This window comes from Amycolatopsis sp. NPDC043885, from assembly GCF_056435685.1.
Genome location: NZ_JBWKEA010000001.1, coordinates 1 through 18,913, shown reverse-complemented (window position 1 = coordinate 18,913; position 18,913 = coordinate 1). Strand labels below are relative to the sequence as shown.

The window sequence follows — 18,913 nt, the reverse complement described above, 5'->3', positions numbered from 1 at the left end:
AGTCGCCTGGTGGGCAACGACAGGCATGCCGAAGTGCTCGACGCGCTCGGCTCCGCGATCGCCAACGGGGAGCTTCCGCCGGGCTCCGTCCTGCGCTCGGAGGAGCTCCAGGAGCGGTTCGGCGCGTCCCGCACGGTGGCGCGCGAGGTGGTGCGTGTGCTCGAAACGATGTGCCTGACCAGCAGCAAGCGCCGGGTCGGGGCGATCGTGCGCGAGCCTCGTGACTGGAACCATTACGACCCGAGACTGCTTCGCTGGCAACTCGACGGATCCGAGCGGAAGACCGCGCTGAGGACCCTCACCGAACTGCGCTCCGGCGTCGAACCGTGCGCCGCCCGGTACGCCGCGCTGCGGGCGACACCGGAAGAAGGCGGCCGCCTCAGGGCCTTGGCGAAGAGGCTCGAGGAGACGGCGCACCAGCGGGACCTCGAAACCTTCCTGGGCCACGACGTCGCCTTCCATGATCTGCTGCTGTCCGCGTCGCGGAATCCGATGTTCGCGCAGCTTTCGGCCGTCGTCGCCGCGGTGCTCGCCGGGCGCACCGGGCACGGCCTGATGCCGGAGGAGCCGCAACCCGAGGCCGTCGCCCTGCATGTCGAGGTCGCGGCGGCGGTCGACGCCGGTGACGCCGACCGGGCCGAACGCGCGATGCGGGACATCGTCATCCAGGCGCGTGACGAGATGGCCGTCCTTCTGGGTGGATGATCTTCGAGTAATCTCTGCAGGTCTTCGAGGGATACTGCATGCAGGGGGCGATGGTGAGCGCGGCGCGCGCGATCGGCTTGGTGTTGGGGGTGGCCGCGGACGGGGTGATCGGGGACCCTCGGTCACGGCGTCCGGTGACGGCGTTCGCCAGGGCGGCTTCGGCGGTGGACACGAAGGTGCGGTCGAAGCATCCGGTGGCCGGAATCCTGTGGACCGGCGGCCTGGCGGGCTCCGCCGTGCTGGCGGGCGTGCTCGCCGAACGCGCCGGACGGCGCAGTCCCGTCCTGCAGGCGACCACGACCGCGGTGACCACCTGGGGCGTTCTCGGCGCCGCCGGCCTGGCCGCGCACGGCACGTCGCTGGCCCGGGACCTCGAAGAAGGCGAACTCGAAACCGCGCGCGGCACACTGTCCACACTGGACCCCCGGGTCACCGACGACCTCGGTGTCATCGGCCTCTCGCGCGCATCGGTGGAGACGCTCGCCGAGAACACCGCCGACGTCGTCATCGCGCCGCTGGTGTGGGGAGCGCTGGCCGGTGTCCCCGGCCTGCTCGGCTCGCGCGTGATCAGCCTGCTACGCGGCATCGGGCGCGGGCGTCCCGAGCGGTACCGGTGGCTCGTCGCCCGGCTGGACGAGGTCGTCCATCTCGTGCCCACCCGGGTCGCCGCCGGGCTGACCGTCCTCGCGGCCCCGGTCGTCGGCGGCTCGGCGGGCGGCGCGTGGCGGGCGTGGCGGCGGGACACCACCGCGCACCCGAGCCCGCACGCCGGCCGCGTCGAGGCCGCGTTCGCCGGGGCGCTGGAGATCCGGGTCGGCGGGCGGACGGTGTATCCGCACGGGGTCGAGGAACTGCCGGTGCTCGGCATCGGCCGGAACCCGGACGCCGGGCACGTGACGCGCGCCGTGGAACTCTCGCGGGTGGTCGGCTGGCTGGGCGCGATCAGTTCGGTGGTGCTGGCGGGTCTCGTCGGGCTTCGGCGACGACGGCGCTGACCCGCGGTTTCGGCGCCCGGGGAGCAAGGGACCTTTGCTACCGCTTGCCGCTCTGACCTGCGAAAAGAGAGCAGGGGACCTTTGCTGCCGCGGGTGACTGTGTGGATTTTGGGACATCTGACGTCCCAAAATCCACACAGTCACCGTGATCCGGTCTGGCTTCGTCGCGCCGCGGGGGAGCAAGGGACCTTTGCTACCGCCTGGCGCTCTGACCTGCGAAAAGAGAGCAGGGGACCTTTGCTGCCGCGTGGAGGTGTGTGGAAATAGAGACGTTGAGTGTCCCTATTCCCACACACCCCTTACTCCGCGTAGTGACCGTAGAGATTTTGGTGCGTTGGGTGACCAGAAATCCCACAGTGATCGCCCGAGGAGAGCAAGGGACCTTTGCTACCGCTCCCGCCGCGCCAGCTGCGCCCGCGCCCGTGCGTCCATCGGACCGTCACGTCGCGCGAGTTCCGCGTCGATCCGTGCCCGGTCGGCGGGCTGCTTGTTCCCGCCGAACTTGAACTTCGCCCGCACCCCGGTGACAGTCAGTTCGACGCCCCGGATGCCGGGAAGAACCCGCTTGTCCGGCGCCTCGGTGGCGCTCACCCCCAACCGGTCCGAACCGGGCTCGAAGTGCGCGAGCTGCCGGTCCAGAAGCGCGGCCTTCTCCGCGGCGTCGTCGATCAGCCGGACGTCGCATTCGAGCTGGACGGACGCGTAGTACGACGTCGGAACCCCGTGCGGCGGGTCGGCCGGGGTGTTCCATTCGGAGCGGATGTAGGTGTGATCGTCGATCACCGACAGCAGTGCGCGCGGGTGTTCCTCCAGCAACGGCCAGACCGGGTTGGGGCGCGCGAGGTGCAGCAGGACCGTTCGGTCGCCGTCGTAGACGAAGTGCACCGGGTTGACGATCGGCAGGTCACGGCCCGCGCCCCCGGCGATCAGCTGGCCGAAGTCGTGCGCGGAGAGCCAGGCCTGCCATTCGGCGTCGTCGTGGGCGGCGTCCCACGGGTGAATCAGCATGATCGAAGGGGATCACGCATAATGGACCTATAAAAGGGCCATTTTCGCATCAGATCAGGTGGCCACTTCGGAGCGTTCGTCCTCGGCCAGCATCTCCGCGACACTCTTGCGCCGCTGCGGCCGGTCCGTGGCCAGCGCGCCGCCCGGCTTCAGCTCGCGGACGGTGAAGTACAGCCAGCCCATCAACGCCATCGCTCCGAACGCGATCCACTGGAGCGCGTAGGAGAAGAAGGGGCCGGCGTCGGTCTGCGGCAGCGGCAGCGCGCCCAGGACGCCGGGCTGGTTCACGTCGAGCTGGAAGTAGCCCGGACGGATGTCCAGCTTCGCGGCCCGCGCGACGACCTGGGAATCGACGACGTAGCTCTGCAGTTTCCCGCCGGTCGACTCGTCGGCGAAGGCGTCGCGGTTCTTCCCGTCCTTCTCGTCGTGACGGGCCCGCGTGACGATGTCGACCGTTCCCGTGGGAGGCGGGGCGAAGGGGAGTGCGCGCGACTTGTCGTCGAGCCGGACGTATCCGCGGTCCACCAGCACGACCGTGCCCTCGACGGTCCGGAACGGCGTCAGGACCTCGAAGGCCGCTTCGCCCTGTACGGAGCGCAGACGGGCCACGACCTCGCCCTCGGGCAGGTACGTTCCCTTCATCGCGACCAGGTGCCATTCGGTGCGCTGATCAGGGGCGGCGCCGTGGGGAAGCAGCTGCTCCAGCGACCGCGGCTGCCCGGAGAACGACTCCCGCAGCGCCGCGTTCTGGTGCTCGCGCTCGGTGTCGCGGGAGAACTGCCATGGCGCCAGCAAGGTGAAGCAAGTGATGGCGAAGGTGAACACCACCAACGTCAACGCCAGCCACCCGGGCTTCAGCAGGAACTTCAACCGCACCCCACCACGGTAAGCGGTCGGCCTCAGGCGTGTGCGCGCACCCAGTCGAGCAGGCCGGGAACGGCCCGCTCGATCATGCCGAGGACGTCCTCGAAACCGTCTTCCTCGCCGTAGTACGGGTCCGGGACCTCGGCGCCCTCGGGCGCGGACGGGTCGAACTCGCGCAGCAGACGGACCTTCGCCGGGGCCGACACCTTGCGCCGGAGGAACGACAGGTGACCCTCGTCCGCCGCGAGCAGCAGGTCGGCGGCCAGGTGTCCGCGGTCGACCTCGGCCGCGACGTGGCCGGTCGGGTAACCGTGTTCGGCCAGCTTCGCGCGGGCCCGCTTGTCGGCGGCCTCGCCCACGTGCCAGCCGCCGGTTCCGGCGCTGGAGACCTGGACGAGGTGATCGAGACCCGCTTCCTCGGCCTTCGCGCGGAAGACGAGTTCGGCCATCGGGGAGCGGCAGATGTTGCCGGAGCAGACGAAGACGATGTGCAGCACCTGATCAGTGTGATGGCCGCCGGAGATCGACCGCTCACCGGCTCCGAACGGCTACCGGGCGCGCGAAGGTGGAAAGCCGGGACGAAGCGGGAGTAGACCTCCTGGAGAGAAACACGCAGGAAGGTCGCGTATGAGCGCACCAACACCCAGCGTCGAGTCCCCGGCAACCGGGCTCCGCTGGTATCGCATCACCGTCAAGCTTCCGCACCCCTACGAGGTCGGGCGGGTCCTGTCGGAGCACCACTTCGTCCAGGCGAGATCGCCGAAAGAGGCGATGACCAGGATGCCGTTGCACCTCCGGTCGAGCGCTTCCGTCGCGCCGTACGAGGTCGTCCGGCCCGACGTGCCCGATCAGGCGACGAAGGCCTACCGGGCGATGCTGTGGACGGGCCGCGTGGTGCGCGCGGCCGGCCGCTGGGCGATCAGCAAGGACGCGAAGGCGCTGGACTGAGGTGGGGGCGGTAGCAAAGGTCCCTTGCTCTCTTTCCGCAGGTCAGCGGCCCGGGTGAGGCATGCCGGGAGGTTGCGAAAGTGGCTTTCGCGACACGCGGCGCGGGCAGGCGGTAGCAAAGGTCCCTTGCTCCCTTTTCGCAGGTCAGCGCCGCGAGCAGGCAGACCGCACGGACTCCCCGAGCGCGACCGAGTGCAGCCGGTCCAGCCCGCGCCGCGTGTCGGTCAGCCGCACCGCGACCACGAGCCGCGCGTCGCACGACCGCCGCGCCCGTGCGTCCCGCGTCTCCGCGAGTTCGGAGAGCAGGCCTGTGTTCAGCCGGTCGATCACCGGCCGCACTTCGGTCGCCAGATCGGGCCGTCCGGGCGGCCGCGTGCCGGGCTGCTCGGTCCACCGTGCGTACAGGCCGCGCTGCACGAGCTTGTTCGCCTCGATCTGGTCGCGGAAGAACCGCACCACACCGGCCGCGTCGAGACCGAGGCCGGGCGCCTTCGCGGCCACCGAGTCGAGGATCTGCTGTTCGCGCACCGGATCGTCGATCGGTGACGGCGTGCCGAACTTCGCGGCCGCGACCTTGTCGGCGATCTGCACGCGCCGCGCGGCCAGGTCGGTCAGTTGCCAGAGTCCCGGAGACGCCGATGCCGGCGCGGGTAGCACCACGAGAAGCAGCGAAGCGGCACAGAGCACCCGAAGTCGCATGCCCGGAAACGCTACATGCGAAAATCCCCGGGTGCCCGCGTTAGCCGAAGTCATCGCCGCCTTGGAGCAGGCGTACCCGCCCGAACTCGCCGAATCGTGGGACGCCGTCGGACTCGTCTGCGGTGACCCGGCCGAGTCCGTGGACAAGGTCCTGTTCTGTGTCGACCCGGTCGACGAGACCGTCGACGAGGCGATCGACGGCGGCGCGCAGCTGATCGTCGCCCACCACCCACTGCTGTTGCGCGGCGTCCACGGCGTCCCGGCCGACAGCACCAAGGGCCGCCTCGTGCATCGCCTCATCCGTGCCGGTGTCGCCCTCTACTGCGCGCACACCAACGCCGATTCCGCGTCGCCCGGCGTCTCCGACGCGCTCGCCGGCGCCATCGGCCTGACCGTCCTCGGCCCGCTCGATCCGCGCGAGGACGGCGTCACCGGGATCGGCCGCATCGGCGAGCTGCCCGAGCCCGAACCGTTCTCCGTCTTCGTCGAACGCGTCGCGAACGCCTTGCCGCGCACGGAGCCCGGCGTCTACGGCGCGGGCGATCCCGACCGCCCGATCCGCCGGGTCGCCGTCTCGGGCGGTTCCGGCGACAGCTATCTCAAGCGGGCCACCGCCGCCGGTGTCGACGCGTACGTCACCGCCGATCTCCGGCATCATCCCGCCGGCGAGCATCTCGCCGAGATCACCGAAGTCCCCGCCCTGGTCGGCGTCACGCACTGGGCGAGCGAATGGCCGTGGTGCGAGCAAGCCTCGGCCGTCGTCCGCACCGCGTTTGCGGGTAACGTCGACCTTCACGTCTCCACGAGGTGCACCGACCCGTGGACGCTACGGGCCACCCGAACCGAGCACTGACAATCCAAGGAGCACCGTGAAGGCCGACCCCGCCGTCCAGCGCCAGCTGCTCGAACTCGCGAAGGTGGACGCGGAACTCTCGCGTACCGCCCACCGCCGCCGCACCCTGCCGGAGATCGCCGAGATCGACGCGGGCGAGAAGACGGTGCGCGAACGACGTGACGCGCTGGTCTCGGTCCAGACCGCTGCGTCCGACCTCGACCGCGAGATCGCGCGCCAGGAGAAGGAGATCGAGTCGGTGCGCGCCCGCGGTGACCGCGACCGCAAGCTCCTCGAATCCGGTTCCGTCGCGGCGAAGCAGATGACCGACATCGAGCACGAGCTGAACAGCCTCAACCGGCGTCAGTCCGCCCTCGAGGACGACCTGCTCGAACTGATGGAGCGCCGCGAGGCGCTCGAACTCGACGCCCAGCGCACCAGCGCCGAGGTCGCGAAGGCCGAGGGCGAGGTCGCCGAAGCCGCACGTCGCCGCGACGAGCAGTTCACCGACCTCGACACCACGAAGGCACGCCGCGACGAAGACCGCGCCAAGCTCCTGCCGCGTTTCCCGGAAGACCTGCTGAAGCTCTACGAGCGGGTCCGTGCGCACAAGGGCATCGGCGCGGCACTCCTGCGGGCCCGCCGCTGCGGCGCCTGCCAGCTCGACATCGACCGCCGCGAGATCGCCGAGATCAAGGCGGCCCCCGAGGACAACGTCATCCAGTGCGAGAACTGCGGCGCCATCCTGGTGCGCACGCTGGAGTCCGGCCTGTGACCGACCACGTGCTCGTCGAGGCCGATGGCGGTTCGCGGGGCAACCCCGGTCCCGCCGGATACGGCGCGGTCGTCAAGGACGCGGCCACCGGCGAGGTGCTCGCCGAGCGCAAGGCCTACGTCGGCATCGCGACGAACAACGTCGCCGAGTACGGCGGCCTGATCGCCGGGCTCGCCGCGGCCGCCGAGCTCGGAGCGTCCACAGTGGACGTCCGGATGGACTCGAAGCTCGTGGTGGAGCAGATGTCCGGGCGCTGGAAGGTCAAGCACCCGTCGATGCAGCCGCTGAACGCCGAGGCCAAAGAGCTGGCGGCGCGGTTCTCACGCGTGCGGTACGAGTGGATCCCGCGTGCGGAGAACTCTTACGCGGACGGGCTCGCGAACGAAGCGATGGACGCCGGGAAGCAGCCGGAAGCGCCGAACAAGACCGTGAAGCAGGACAGGGTCAGTCCGGTCGGCTGGACCGGCGCGACCGGGACGCCGACCAAGCTGCTCCTCGTGCGGCACGGCCAGACGGCGATGTCGGTCGAGAAGCGGTACTCCGGCCGCGGCGACGTGCCGCTCACCGAGCACGGCAAGCAGCAGGCGGCCGCCGCCGCGAAACGCCTCGGCGCGATGGAAGGCCTGGTCGTCGACGGCGAGGCAGCGCCGATCATCGCCTCGCCGCTGATCCGCACCCAGCAGACCGCGCAGGCGATCGCGGACGCGCTCGGCGGCCGGGCCGAGACTCATCCGGGGCTGATCGAGACCGATTTCGGCGAATGGGAAGGCCTCACCTTTACCGAGGCGATGGAGCGCGACCCCGGATTCCAGACCAGCTGGCTTTCCGACACTTCGATCGCGGCGCCGGGCGGCGAAAGCTTCGACGGCGTCCACCGGCGGGTCCGCAAGGCCCGCGACGAACTGATCGCGAAGTACGGCGGCCGGACGCTCGTGCTGGTCAGCCATGTCACGCCGATCAAGGCGCTGCTGCGGATGGGCCTGGACGCCGGGCCGTCGCTGCTGTTCCGCCTGCATCTGGACCTGGCGTCGCTCTCGATCGTCGAGTTCTACCCGGACGGCAACGCGTCGGTGCGGTTGGTGAACGACATCTCGCATCTTTCCTGATCGGGAAGGTGTGGCGCGGATCACGCCTGGATATGACGTGTCGCAGGCGGCCGATGGGGTATTGGCTACAGTTTCGGCGACGGCACGTGAGCGAAAAGGCAAAGACGGGGACATGACGGCGAGCGCACTCAGCGAAGCTTCCGAAAAAGACGTGCCCGACCCGGCGGAGACGTCGGCCCGTCGTGGCCTGGCCGCCCGCGTCGCCCCGTACCTGGCGGTGCTCGCCGGGGTGGCGGCGCTGGCCTGGCACGCCACCCTCTACGGCCACTGGATCGTCGACGACGCGGCCATCACCTTCTCCTACGCGCGCAGCTTCGCCGACGGGCTCGGCCCGGTGCTGCAGCAAGGGCAGCCGTCGGTCGAGGGCTGGTCGAATTCGACGTGGCTGGTGGCGCTGGCGCTCGGCAAGCTCGTCGGCGTCTTCGACAGCGGCATGCTGTTCGGCGTTCCGGACTACGTCCTGTTCCCGAAGCTGCTGGGGCTCCTGTTCACCGCCGGGACGCTGGCCGCGTGCCATGTCGCGGCGAAGCAGATCTTCGCGCGCTTCGCTTGGCTGGCGACGCTGGTCGTCGGTCTGACGCTGGCCGCGATCCCGTCGTTCGTCATCTGGACGATCTCCGGTCTGGAGAACTCCCTGTTCGGGATGGCCGTCGCCTGGCTCGCCGTCCTGCTGTTCGTGGCCGTGCGCAAGGACACCGTGCTCACCGCGAAGGTCGCCGTCTGGTCCGGGGTGCTGGTCGCCTTCGCCGCGCTGACGCGCCCCGAAGGCCTGATCTACGGCGGTGCGTACCCGCTCGTCGTCCTGTTCCAGCTGCGGAAGCCGCTCCTGGGGCAGAGCATCAAGCTGGTCGTGGTGTCGGTGGTCGCGTTCGCGATCCCGTTCGGGGCGTACCTCGCCTGGCGGATCGCGGAGTTCGGCAGGCTGCTGGCGAACCCGTCCATCGCGAAGGGGCAGGGCCTGCCCGGGCTTTCGGCGCTGAAGCAGCCGTTCGAGCTGGTCGGCTACGCCGGTGTCGCCGGGACGATCCTGCTGGCGCTGACCATCGGTTACGCGCTGGTCCGGGCGGAATGGCGGCGCGCGCTGATCGCGCTGCTGGTGCCGCTGGCGCTGGGCATCGTCGCGTACGGCGTGATGGTCCCGGACTGGATGGGCCAGCACCGGTTCGCGACCCCGATCTGGATCCTCGCCGTGCTGGCGGGAACGCTGGCCGCCGGTGAACTGCTGCGCCGCTCGCGGGCGGTGCTGCGGACCGTCGTGGTGCTCGTGCTGGTCGCGGCCGCGATCCCGTCCGGGATGGGCTTCGCGTCGGCGTCGAAGAAGTTCCAAGAGGTCCCGACGGTGCCCGCGTGCCTCATCGCCGACCGCTTCGGCCGCGGCTTCAACACCATGGCCGACATCCTCGGCCTCCAGCAGGCGTCGCTGCTGCTGCCCGACCTCGGCGGCTCGTCGATGACCAGCCGCCTGCACCTGGTCGACATGGCCGGGCTGGTCGAGGCGGACGTCGCGGACTTCGTCAAGAACGGTGACATGCCCGGCCTGCGCGACTACGTGTTCGAGAAGGTCAAGCCGACCTTCATCCACTCGTGGGGTCCGTGGGCCGCGGGTAACGGCATCACCGTCGACCCGCGGATCGACCGCGACTACGAGCCGATCTTCGTGTACCCGGGCGGCGGGCCGCGGAACGGGGACTTCGTGCGCAAGGACGCCGTCTCCAGTCCCGAGAAACTGAAGGCCGTCCAGGAGTACGCCGCGAAGACCATGCCGGACGTCGAGAAGGCGCGTTTCGGCGGCCCGCTCAAGGACTGCGGCCCGACCATGCACCCCGGCCAGACCGTCTACCTCCCTTGAAACCCCCGCGTTTAGTCCTCTGAATGCGGTCGTTGCCCCGCGCAACGACCGCATTCAGAGGACTAAACGCGTTCGAGGTCCGCCTCCTTCTCCCGGATCACCGGGAGCACGTGCTTCCCGAAGTACTCGACGTCCTCCAGGTAGTGCAGGAAACCGAGCAGCAGCAGGTTCGCCCCGCGCTTCTTGTACTCGATGGCCCGGTCCGCGATCTGCTCCGGCGTGCCGATCAGCCCGGTGCGGAAACCGTCGTTGTACTGCACCAGATCCTTGAACTCCGAGTCGGCCCACATCCCCTTCTTGTCCGAAGTGGAGCTTCCCGCCTGCTTGACGGCGGTGCGGAAGCCCTCGACGGCCTCGGTGTTCGCCTTCTCGACGATCTCGCGCAGCACGGCCTTCGCTTCGCTCTCGGTCTCTCTCGCGATCACGAAACCGTTGAGCCCGAAGCGGACGGCGTGGTCGTTCTCGGCCGCGTAGCCGCGGACCTCCGCGACCTGCTCGCTGAACCCGTCGAAGTCCTTGCCGTTGCTGAAGTACCAGTCCGAGACCCGGCCCGCGAGCTTCCGCGCCGCGGTGGAGTTGCCGCCCTGGAAGATTTCCGGATGCGGCCGCCCGGCCGGTTTGGGTTTGATGTCGAAATCGTGGATCCGGTAGAAATCGCCGGTGAATTCGGCGTGGTCGCTGGTCCAGAGTTCCTTCACCGCCCGAATGAACTCTTCCGAACGACGATACCGTTCGTCGTGTTCCAGCCACGGTTCGCCGAGATTCGTGAATTCGTCCTTGAACCATCCGCTGACCACGTTGACCGCCGCACGGCCGCCGGAGATCACGTCCGCGCTGGCGATGAACTTCGCGAGTACCCCGGGATGCCACAGTCCGGGATGGATCGCCGCGATCACCTTCAGCCGCTGCGTCGCGAGCAGCAGCGCGAGGCTGAACCCGGTCGATTCGTGCTGGTAGGCTGCACCGTAGCTGGCCGTGTAGCGGACCTGGCTCAGCGCGTACTCGAACCCGCTGTTCTCCGCGAGGATGGCGAGTTCCCGGTTGTACTCGTATCCCCAGTCGGTGCGCTGTTCGATGTCGCTGGTGACCAGACCACCGCTCACATTGGGGACCCAATAGGCGAATTTGAGTGGTTCGGATTCGATTCCCGGCATGCCGCGGAGTGAACCCGCCACCCCCGGAAACCGTCAATCGGCGTCCACGCGCTGGGACCGGCCGAGCGCGGAACTCAATTCGGTGCGGCCGGTGATCCCCAGTTTCCGGTAGGCGCCGGACAAATGGAGTTCGACGGTGCGGCGGGTCAGATGCAGTGCTTCGGCGATCTCCCGGTTGGTGAGACCTTGTGACGCCATCAGCGCGACGCGGTACTCCTGTTTGGTGAGGCCGTGTTCGTTGTCCTTCGCCGTCGTGAGGCTCGTGCGCGCGTCCCGCAGCGCCTCGGCGGCCCGTCTCGCGAGCGGCCGCGCCCCGCAGTGCTTGCTCGACTGCGTGGCCCTCCGCAGCGTGCCGATCGCCTTCTCGGCCTGCCCGTGCCGGGCCTGGAGCACGCCGAGTTCGGTCAGCGCCTCGGCCAGCGCCAGTTTCGCGGTCGATCCGCCGAGAACGTCGACGGCCTTGGTGAGCAGGCGTTCGGCTTCCTCCCCGAGGCCATCGTCGCGGACGAGACCGGCGGTGGTCAGCGCGCTGCCGAGGATCCTCGGCGCCCCCCAGCGTCCTGCGGCGTCGAGGTCTTCCTCGGCGAGCCGGGCCGCCGCGTCGGTGCGCCCGAGCGCCAGCGCGGTGCGGGCGGCGTGCGCGCGCCACGGGGCGAAACCGGGGAAGCGCATGCCGTGGTGTTCGAGACGGCGGCCGCAGCCGCGCAGGTCTTCGTAGCCGAGCTCGGGTTCACCGGTGGCCGCGCGGAGCCTGCCGCGGGCGTAGAGCAGGTAATTGTGCGTGAAAAGTGCTTGTGTGGCCGCGAAATCGATTTTGCCCAGCAGCGCGTTAGCGACGTCGTGGCGGCCGAGGTCGACCGAGACCTCGATCAGCCTCGCCGCGCACAGCACCGCGATCGGGCACCGGCTGGTGACGCCGCGTTCGTCGAACTGCCGCACCAGCGATTCGTAGTGGACGCTCGCCCGCACCAGATCGCCGCCGGCTTGCAGGGCGATCCCGCGGGCGAGGGTGGCCAGGGCCCCCTTCGGCACATGGAAGTCCCAAGGCAGGCGTTTCGTGTCGAGTACCTGGCAGAGCTTGTCGGTGAGCGCGGGCTCGTCGGCGAGCGCGGCCGTCGCGAGCGTGAAGAAGTAGGGCTGTTCGAACAGTTCGGGCTGCTCGCCGGACAACGCCTCCCCGAAATGCCGGACGGCGTTCGCCGAGGACTTCCCGCTTCGCACCGTGTCGAGCGCGAGCAACCCCGACCGGCTCTGCTGTGCGGCGGGATCGTTCAGCGGTGCCCACTGCCGCTCGAAGTCGCGGAAGTCCGGTGGCGGCCCGAGCCTGCTGCCCGCCTCGGCGAGATAGGTCATGCACAGCAGCGGCCAGACGGCGTCGGGCCCGCCCGCGTCGAGCCGTGCGGCGAACTGGCCCGCCGAGTTGATCGCCAGCCGCGCGTCCGGGCCGCAGCACAGCGAAAGGATCATGGCCGTCGCGACGAAGGCCGCGGTTTCGCGGTCGTCGATGTGGTCGATGGCCTCACGCACCCTGGCCGGCGCCGAGTCCGGGTCGCAGTGGAACTCCGCGTGCGCGAGTTGAAGCAGGATCGCCATCCGCTTGCGTTCGCTGAGCCGTTCTTCCAGCGCCCGCGACAGGAACCGGACGGAGAGCTCCGGGTCGCCCTCGACCACGGAATGCCGCGCGGCCAGCCGCAGGACGTCGACCGCCCACGGGATCCTGATCGCGGTCGCCTCCAGGAGATGCGCGCCGACCCGCTCCGGCGCGGCGCCCGCGTCGTGCAGGAGCCGTGCCGCCCTGGCCTGCGTGACCGCCCTGGTGGTGAGCGGCATGTCGGCGAGCACCGAGTTGCGGACGAACCGGTAGGTCAGCGACGGCCGATGGCTGTTGGTCAGCAGGTGTACGCGGACCATGGTGTCGATGGCTTCCAGCGCGGTGCTTTCGTCGACTCCGGCCAGCTGGGCCAGCAGGTCGAAGCTCGCGTCCTCGCCCAGGATCGCGACGGCTTCGAGCATCTTCGGCGCGGCGGTGTACTCGTGCATGCGGACCCGCAGCACCTCGCCGATCATCGCCGACCCCGCGGTGTCCAGGTCCATCCCCGGGACCAGACGGCGCCCCAGCGCGCCGAGCAGGAACGGGTTGCCGCCGGTGACCTCGCGGCATTCCTCGGCGAACTGCCCGGGAGGGACACGAAGGAACTCGGCGACGTGCCGGGTGCCGAGCCCGCGCAACAGGATCGTCGCCGGAGTGCAGCCGGACATCTCCAGCAGCGCGACCTCGCCGGTCTGCAGATGGCCGATCAACGAGGTCAGCACGACCAGCACCGGCAGGTGCTCGACACGATGGCGGATGTAGGCGAGACAGCGCATCGACCACGGGTCGGCGAGGTGGATGTTGTCGATGCCGAGGAAGACCGGCCCCTGTTCGGCGGCGTGCCGGACGGCGTGGAAGAACGCGTCGAGTGCCTCGGTCTGTTCCTGTTCGGTCCGGGGAGGATGGTCCGGCAAGATTTCAGTCACATGCGGCGTGCGCGGCCGCGGTGAGCCGGGGACGGCGGGCGCGTGGGTGAGCCCCTCGATCAGCTGGCGGCCGACACCGCCGCTCAGATGCGTCTCCAGCCGGGACGCGGTGGCGATCGCGACGGTGAACCCGGCCGCTTCCGCGAGCTCAGTGGCCGCGGTGAGCACCGACGACTTGCCCATGCCGAACTCGCCGACCACCACCGCGCTGACGGCCCGGCCGTTCAGGGCGGCCCGGAACAGCCCGGTGATCGTGTCGAGTTCGCTGTCGCGGCCCAGTAGCCCGGCGGCGCGGCGCTTCGGTACCGAAGGCCCGCCGAAGGGGCTCTCGGGATTTACTTCGGTATGCACCGTAGAGACCTTCGTGTCGGGTTGCGGCAGACTACTCGAACGTGAGCGGTATCGGGAGTATTCGCTGGTCATCGAGGGGAGCAGGGGTCGAGATGCCCGCATCCGACGAGATCCGCCGAAGCCGGCGGGACGACCGTTGTGACGACATCAAGGCCGCGCCGACGCACGCCAGGAAGACCACGACGAGGTTGGTCGCGATCAGCGACAGCCGCCCGCACCGCGGTGAAGCGACGGGGGACAGGTAGCGCAGGTCGGCCTTCGCCAGCGCGTCTTCCACCGAAGCGAATTCCGCGACCTGGCGGCCACAGCGCACGCAGCCCTTCAAATGTGTTTCGAAGGCGTGAGCCTCGGCCTGGTCGAGCACACCGAGTACGTACGCCGCCACATCGGTGTGTTTCACCTTTCGCTTCCTCATCGCGAACCCAGCTCTCCTAACGACCGTCGCAACGTCCTCATAGCCGCGTACAGCCGTGATTTGACAGTTCCCTCCGGGATTCCCAATATCACCGCCGCCTCCCGGACCGTATGCCCGGTCAGATACGTCTCGTAGATGACAGCCTGATATTTGCCGTCCAGATAGCGTAGCGCTTCGGAAATGACGAGTGCGGACAGTGACTGCTCGGTCTGATCCGCTATTTCGGCGTTTTCGGAACTGTCCAGCTCCACCTCCTGCGGGCGCGCGCGCCGGTTTCGCCAGCCGTCGATCACGATCCGTTTGGCGACCGTGAGCAGCCAGCCGCGCAGCATTCCCGGCTCACGGTTCAATGTGTCGGAATGCTGCCAGGCGCGAATCAGTGTTTCCTGGACGACGTCCTCCGTCCATTGTTGATCATGGCCGGTCAGGTACATCACCTGGCTGAACAGGGTTTCCCGGAAATCCTTGTACAGTAACGAAATCAGCTCGTCGGAAAGCTCGCTCGACCGAGGCTCGCCGCCGAGCCCGCATTCTCTGCCCACTGCTTCCATGAAGTTCGCAACCTCCCCGGCGGTGGAGGATTTCTCAGGTTGGTACACCGTAGCGCAGACTATCGCCGTGGACCATGTGCAGTAGTGCTCTATTTACCATTAGTCATCCGGGTACGTATGTCGATGGGAAACGGTTCTAAATGTGTCATGTGATGCACGTCACACTGACTGCGACAGTGGAGATCGAACCGGCCGCTCCGGTTCGCCGTACTCCCAGTGAGGCACTTCGAGGACGGGGACGGGTGAAATGATCTATCGGCTTCTTGGAGTGGTGATCGGCTGCATGGTGATATGGGTGGGAACGCCGGCCAACGCCTTCGCGGAAATCGACTCCCACGATCGGGAACTCCTCGTCCGGGTGCGCCAAGCCGGTTTGTGGGAAGGCCCGGTGAGCCGTCAGGTGGAACAGCGCGGGAGCGCGCAGCGGGTCCGCGAGGTCGGCCGCAAACTCGCCGACGACCACGACCGCCTCGACGCGCAGGTCCGCGCACTCGCTTCGAAGGTCCGTGTCGAACTGCCCGGCGAGCCCACCGAAGAACAGCGCTCCTGGGCCGACGAGATCACCGGTGCCGCCGGCGCCGACTTCGACCGGCTCTACGTCAACCGCGCCCGCGCCGCGCACGGGAGCATCTTCGGTCTCGCCTCGCATGTCCGGGCCGCCACCCGCGACGACGCGATGCGGTCGTTCGCCCAGACCGCCGTCGACACCGTCATGCGGCATATGACCCTGCTCGAAAGCACCGGTATCGCCGAGACCACCTCGCTGATGGTCGTTCCGGCGGGCGGCAACGAACTCGACGGCGGCGACATCGCGCTCGGCATGCTCATGGTGGGGATCGCCGGTGGAGCGACCTTCGGTCTCGTCCGGGTTCTCGGCGCGCCGGGCAGGCGAGCATGACGGCCTCGCTCCTGGCGGTGATCCCGGCGTCGTCGCCGCACGACAGCGGGGTGCGGGACATCGCCGCCCTTTCCGCCCGGCTCGCCTACGTGACGATGTGCCTGACGCTGGTGTGGGGCGTGCTGAGCGCCACCGGCTGGATCAGGCGCGTCACCGGTCACGAGGCGTTGCGCGGGGGTCACGTCGTGTTCGCGACGTTCAGTCTCGCCACCGGTGCGGTCCACGGACTGTCCTATCTGTTCCTCGACGACGACTCTTTCGGCGTGCTCGCGTTGCTGATCCCGTTCGCGGGCGGCGGGTTCGCGCGGCACGCGGCAGGTGTCGTCGGGCTGGAACTGTTCGTCGCCGTCTCGGTCACCGCCGCGATACGCCGTGGCGTGACCGATCGCCGCGGGCAGCGGTTCCATCAGGCCGGCTACTTCGCGGTCGGCCTGCTGGCGATCCACTCCTGGCTCGGCGCGGCCGCGAACGGGAATCTCGCGACGGTCTGGCTCGGCGGGATCACCGTGCTCACCCCCGCCGTCGTGCTCACCGTGCTCCGCGTGCTCCCGCCGCGGGCGCTGGTCCGGCTGGGGCTGCTCGAAGGCGGAACCGGCCGGGCCGAACCGGTCCGGATCTCCGTCGACGACAAGAAATGCCACCGCTACGCCATCTGCCAGGCCGAAGCGCCGAAGGTCTTCCAACTACAGGGCGACGGTCAGCTGCGCTACCTCCGTAAACCCGGCGCCAAACAGGTGCCGCTGGTCCAGGCCGCGGCCAGAGCATGCCCGATGCGCGCGATCCGACTGAGCGGTCCGCAGGGGGCTGGACGATGAGCGAACGGATCGTCGTGGTCGGCGGCGGGCCGGCCGGGCTGCGGTGCGCGGAACGGTTGAGGGAACTGCGGTTCGACGGCGAACTGGTGATCGTCGGCAACGAGCCGGAGCTGCCGTACCACCGGCCGGCGCTGTCCAAGCAACTGCTCACCGGCGCCACCCATCCGGCGGAAACGCTGCTCACCCGGCCCGACGAGATCGACGCCGAATGGCGCTTCAACACCCCGGCGACCCATCTTCAGCCCGGCCGTCAGGTCATCCATCTGCCCGGGGCGGAGGAACTGCCCTACGACGGGCTGGTCATCGCCAGCGGCGTCGAACCGCGTCGTCTTTCCGGTGTGCCGCACGGACATCCGAGGGTGGTCGTCGTCAGGACACTGGCCGACGCCGCGGAACTGCGCGACAACCTCGCCGCCGGCCACGGGCCCGTCGCGGTGCTGGGCAGCGGGTTCATCGGCTGCGAGGTCGCCGCGAGCCTGCGCGAGATCGGCCGGGAGGTCACCATCATCGGCCGGTCGGCGCATCTGCTCGGCGAGGTCGTCGGCAAGCACATCGGGCAGAAGCTCTCGGCGCTGCACCGGTCGCGAGGGGTGCGGCTGGCGCTGGGCGCGTCCATCGACAGCTGGCAGACCACGGCGAACGGCCTGCGGCTGCGCTCGTCCGACGGCTGGATCCTGGACGTCTCGTGTGTGGTCGTCGCCGTCGGGACCGTGCCGTCGATCTCGTGGCTGCGCGGGGCGAAGCTGCCGCTCGACGACGGCGTCGTCTGCTCGCCGACCTGCCACGTGCTCGGGATGAGCAACATCGTCGCCGCCGGCGACGTCGCGCAATGGCCGAACCTGCGTTTCGACGAGACGCCGCGACGGGTCGAGCACTGGCTCAACGCCGTCGAAATGGGCCGGGCGGCCGCGGAGAACCTGCTCGCCGGCCCGCAGGCTTCTCGCCCGTTCGCGCCGGTGCCGCGGTTCTGGTCCGAACAGCACGGCATGCGGATCCAGGCGGGCGGCATCCCGAAGCTGGGCACCGACACCGTCGCGCTCGCTTCCCCTGTCGGCGGCGAACGGCCCGTCACCGGCTTCGTCCGCAAGGGGCGTCTCGTCGGCGTCGTAGGCCTCGACAGCCCGTCCGCCGTCCTCCACTGGACCAACCAGATCGCGGAGCAGAACCCCGTCAGCCACCCGGGAGAAACGGAGACGCCTGATGCGCCGATCGCGGTTGACCATGCTCGTCGTCATCGCGGCGCTCGTCGTGGGCGCCGCGATGTGGTGGCAGGCGGCTGAACCCGCGTCGCAGACGGCTCGGGCCCCGGTCACCGAAGCGCTCCCCAGCCCGCGGGTGCCGTCGCCCGGCACCTCGCGGCCCAGTACCCCGGAGGAGGCTCCGGCCGGGACGCGGCTCACCGCCGTCTACATGACCCGGATGGGCCAGGCCGTCCTCGACGAGACCGGCGCCGTCCTCTTCCGCTACGAACGCGACAACCCGCACAAGGCCCGCTCGGCGTGCCTCGGGGACTGCGCCATCTTGTGGACGCCCGTCACGACCAGCGGCACGCCGTCGGTGACCGGCATCGACCCGGCTCTCGTCGACACCATCAAGCGTCCCGAAGGCCCCGAACAGGTGACCGTGGCGGGTTGGCCGCTCTACAAATTCGCCAACGCGCGGCCCGGCGAATGGACCGGGCAGGGCACCGACCACGTGTGGTTCGTCGTCCAGCCCGACGGGCGGCGCAACCTGAACTGCCTGCCCGGACCCGTGCAGTAGGATTCTCCGACGGACGAGTCGGCGGGGCGGCCGCGAGCTGGGAAACCGGTTCGAGGAAAGTCCGGACTCCACAGGGCAGGGTGGTTGTTAACGGCAACCCGGGGCGACCCGCGGGACAGTGCCACAGAAAACAGACCGCCTCCGTTCGCTTCGCGGGCGGAGGTAAGGGTGAAACGGTGGTGTAAGAGACCACCAGCGTCCTGGGTGACCAGGACGGCTAGGTAAACCCCACCCGGAGCAAGGCCAAGAGGGAGCCGCGAGGCTCCTGCGCAGGCGATCGAGGGCTGCCCGCCCGAGCCCGCGGGTAGGCCGCTCGAGCCCGTCGGCGACGGCGGGCCTAGATGGATGGCCGCCACTCGCCCGGCCGCAAGGCGGGGCGAGGACAGGATCCGGCTTACACGCCGGCTCGTCCGTACTTCTTTTCTGGCCGCGGGGGTGCGGTAGGTCCGTGAAGGCCTCCTTACCTACCTTGAGGGTAAGGAAGGGGCCCTTCACGGACTTCGGTAGCGGTGAGAGATGGGCTGGGGTGGTCGTGGGGGGGGGGGGGGGGGGGGGAACCAACCCCCCCCCCCCCCCCCCCAAACCCCCCCACCCCGTGGCCTTGTTTTTTGTCGGGGGGCGACCCAGCCCCCCCCCAAATTCGGGGGTCCCTAAGACTTTTTCCCCACAC

The 18,913-nt window shown here is 69.4% G+C and carries 19 protein-coding genes and 1 other RNA gene; 12 read left to right on the top strand and 8 right to left on the bottom strand.

The features are described from left to right. Positions 1–9: 9 nt before the first annotated feature. Positions 10–705, top strand: a complete 696-nt coding sequence (locus AC069I_RS00100) for a FadR/GntR family transcriptional regulator (protein WP_478228448.1) — start codon at positions 10–12, stop codon at positions 703–705. Positions 706–743: 38 nt separating this feature from the next. Next, positions 744–1,700, top strand: coding sequence for a cobalamin biosynthesis protein CobD/CbiB (locus AC069I_RS00095; protein WP_478264543.1), 957 nt, complete (start codon positions 744–746; stop codon positions 1,698–1,700). A 387-nt stretch (positions 1,701–2,087) separates the two neighbouring features. Here AC069I_RS00095 and AC069I_RS00090 read toward each other — a convergent pair whose 3' ends face one another. From AC069I_RS00090 to AC069I_RS00080, 3 genes are read right to left on the bottom strand one after another with little or no spacing between them, the layout of a single operon-like run. Then, positions 2,088–2,708, bottom strand: coding sequence for an FMN-binding negative transcriptional regulator (locus AC069I_RS00090; protein ID WP_478228450.1), 621 nt, complete (start codon positions 2,706–2,708; stop codon positions 2,088–2,090). Between the two features lie 54 nt (positions 2,709–2,762). After that, entirely contained in the window at positions 2,763–3,584 is an 822-nt protein-coding gene (locus AC069I_RS00085; protein WP_478228451.1) for an SURF1 family cytochrome oxidase biogenesis protein, read from the bottom strand. 23 nt (positions 3,585–3,607) lie between these two features. Then, a complete protein-coding gene (locus AC069I_RS00080; protein ID WP_478228452.1) occupies positions 3,608–4,069 on the bottom strand; it encodes a low molecular weight protein-tyrosine-phosphatase in 462 nt (153 codons plus the stop codon). Between the two features lie 130 nt (positions 4,070–4,199). Here AC069I_RS00080 and AC069I_RS00075 point away from each other — a divergent pair, with 130 nt between their 5' ends. Then, positions 4,200–4,520: a hypothetical protein gene (locus AC069I_RS00075; RefSeq protein ID WP_478228453.1), complete on the top strand. Its 321-nt coding sequence runs from the start codon at positions 4,200–4,202 to the stop codon at positions 4,518–4,520. 144 nt (positions 4,521–4,664) lie between these two features. Here AC069I_RS00075 and AC069I_RS00070 read toward each other — a convergent pair whose 3' ends face one another. Beyond that, entirely contained in the window at positions 4,665–5,219 is a 555-nt protein-coding gene (locus AC069I_RS00070; RefSeq protein ID WP_478264542.1) for a chorismate mutase, read from the bottom strand. A gap of 31 nt (positions 5,220–5,250) precedes the next feature. Between AC069I_RS00070 and AC069I_RS00065 the strand changes: the two genes are divergently transcribed. The 4 genes from AC069I_RS00065 (at position 5,251) to AC069I_RS00050 (ending at position 9,781) form a co-directional block, all read left to right on the top strand. Next, positions 5,251–6,072, top strand: coding sequence for a Nif3-like dinuclear metal center hexameric protein (locus AC069I_RS00065; protein WP_478228455.1), 822 nt, complete (start codon positions 5,251–5,253; stop codon positions 6,070–6,072). Positions 6,073–6,088: 16 nt separating this feature from the next. Next, positions 6,089–6,826, top strand: coding sequence for a zinc ribbon domain-containing protein (locus AC069I_RS00060; protein WP_478228456.1), 738 nt, complete (start codon positions 6,089–6,091; stop codon positions 6,824–6,826). After that, the gene (locus AC069I_RS00055) at positions 6,823–7,932 is read left to right on the top strand and encodes a bifunctional RNase H/acid phosphatase (RefSeq protein ID WP_478264541.1); all 1,110 of its coding nucleotides are present in this window, start codon (positions 6,823–6,825) and stop codon (positions 7,930–7,932) included. Before AC069I_RS00060 ends, AC069I_RS00055 begins: the two co-directional genes overlap by 4 nt. 112 nt (positions 7,933–8,044) lie before the next feature. Then, on the top strand, positions 8,045–9,781 hold the full coding sequence (locus AC069I_RS00050; RefSeq protein WP_478264540.1) for a hypothetical protein: 1,737 nt from the start codon (positions 8,045–8,047) through the stop codon (positions 9,779–9,781). 62 nt (positions 9,782–9,843) lie between these two features. On the opposite strand, the gene sfnG is transcribed toward AC069I_RS00050, so the two are convergent. From sfnG to AC069I_RS00030, 4 genes are read right to left on the bottom strand one after another with little or no spacing between them, the layout of a single operon-like run. Continuing rightward, positions 9,844–10,935, bottom strand: coding sequence for a dimethylsulfone monooxygenase SfnG (gene sfnG, locus AC069I_RS00045; protein WP_478264539.1), 1,092 nt, complete (start codon positions 10,933–10,935; stop codon positions 9,844–9,846). A 33-nt stretch (positions 10,936–10,968) separates the two neighbouring features. Next, complete coding sequence (locus tag AC069I_RS00040; protein WP_478228459.1) at positions 10,969–13,803, bottom strand: AAA family ATPase; 2,835 nt, start codon at positions 13,801–13,803, stop codon at positions 10,969–10,971. 31 nt (positions 13,804–13,834) lie between these two features. Continuing rightward, on the bottom strand, positions 13,835–14,203 hold the full coding sequence (locus tag AC069I_RS00035) for a zf-HC2 domain-containing protein (RefSeq protein WP_478264538.1): 369 nt from the start codon (positions 14,201–14,203) through the stop codon (positions 13,835–13,837). Positions 14,204–14,214: 11 nt separating this feature from the next. Beyond that, a complete protein-coding gene (locus tag AC069I_RS00030; protein WP_478265143.1) occupies positions 14,215–14,769 on the bottom strand; it encodes a sigma-70 family RNA polymerase sigma factor in 555 nt (184 codons plus the stop codon). Positions 14,770–15,016: 247 nt separating this feature from the next. Between AC069I_RS00030 and AC069I_RS00025 the strand changes: the two genes are divergently transcribed. From AC069I_RS00025 to rnpB, 5 genes are all read left to right on the top strand, one after another. Continuing rightward, positions 15,017–15,667 carry a DUF4142 domain-containing protein gene (locus AC069I_RS00025; RefSeq protein ID WP_478228461.1) on the top strand — a complete coding sequence of 217 codons (651 nt, stop codon included), beginning with the start codon at positions 15,017–15,019 and terminating at the stop codon, positions 15,665–15,667. Next, positions 15,664–16,482, top strand: coding sequence for a ferredoxin (locus tag AC069I_RS00020; RefSeq protein ID WP_478228462.1), 819 nt, complete (start codon positions 15,664–15,666; stop codon positions 16,480–16,482). The genes AC069I_RS00025 and AC069I_RS00020 overlap by 4 nt, the downstream gene beginning before the upstream one ends. Beyond that, positions 16,479–17,762 (top strand): NAD(P)/FAD-dependent oxidoreductase, encoded by a 1,284-nt coding sequence (locus AC069I_RS00015; RefSeq protein WP_478264537.1) that lies wholly within the window; start codon positions 16,479–16,481, stop codon positions 17,760–17,762. Before AC069I_RS00020 ends, AC069I_RS00015 begins: the two co-directional genes overlap by 4 nt. Then, positions 17,683–18,243, top strand: a complete 561-nt coding sequence (locus AC069I_RS00010; RefSeq protein ID WP_478228464.1) for a COG4315 family predicted lipoprotein — start codon at positions 17,683–17,685, stop codon at positions 18,241–18,243. Before AC069I_RS00015 ends, AC069I_RS00010 begins: the two co-directional genes overlap by 80 nt. A gap of 14 nt (positions 18,244–18,257) precedes the next feature. After that, positions 18,258–18,656, top strand: an RNA gene (rnpB, locus tag AC069I_RS00005) — RNase P RNA component class A. The last annotated feature ends 257 nt before the right edge of the window (positions 18,657–18,913 follow it).

Excerpts from the sequence above, each read along its gene's own strand:
- AC069I_RS00095 (WP_478264543.1), top strand. The coding sequence starts at position 744 with ATGCAGGGGGCGATGGTGAGCGCGGCGCGCGCGATCGGCTTGGTGTTG.
- AC069I_RS00090 (WP_478228450.1), bottom strand. The coding sequence starts at position 2,708 with ATGCTGATTCACCCGTGGGACGCCGCCCACGACGACGCCGAATGGCAG.
- AC069I_RS00075 (WP_478228453.1), top strand. The coding sequence starts at position 4,200 with ATGAGCGCACCAACACCCAGCGTCGAGTCCCCGGCAACCGGGCTCCGC.
- AC069I_RS00070 (WP_478264542.1), bottom strand. The coding sequence starts at position 5,219 with ATGCGACTTCGGGTGCTCTGTGCCGCTTCGCTGCTTCTCGTGGTGCTA.
- AC069I_RS00050 (WP_478264540.1), top strand. The coding sequence starts at position 8,045 with ATGACGGCGAGCGCACTCAGCGAAGCTTCCGAAAAAGACGTGCCCGAC.
- sfnG (WP_478264539.1), bottom strand. The coding sequence starts at position 10,935 with ATGCCGGGAATCGAATCCGAACCACTCAAATTCGCCTATTGGGTCCCC.
- AC069I_RS00030 (WP_478265143.1), bottom strand. The coding sequence starts at position 14,769 with ATGGAAGCAGTGGGCAGAGAATGCGGGCTCGGCGGCGAGCCTCGGTCG.
- AC069I_RS00025 (WP_478228461.1), top strand. The coding sequence starts at position 15,017 with ATGATCTATCGGCTTCTTGGAGTGGTGATCGGCTGCATGGTGATATGG.
- AC069I_RS00020 (WP_478228462.1), top strand. The coding sequence starts at position 15,664 with ATGACGGCCTCGCTCCTGGCGGTGATCCCGGCGTCGTCGCCGCACGAC.
- AC069I_RS00015 (WP_478264537.1), top strand. The coding sequence starts at position 16,479 with ATGAGCGAACGGATCGTCGTGGTCGGCGGCGGGCCGGCCGGGCTGCGG.
- AC069I_RS00010 (WP_478228464.1), top strand. The coding sequence starts at position 17,683 with ATGCGCCGATCGCGGTTGACCATGCTCGTCGTCATCGCGGCGCTCGTC.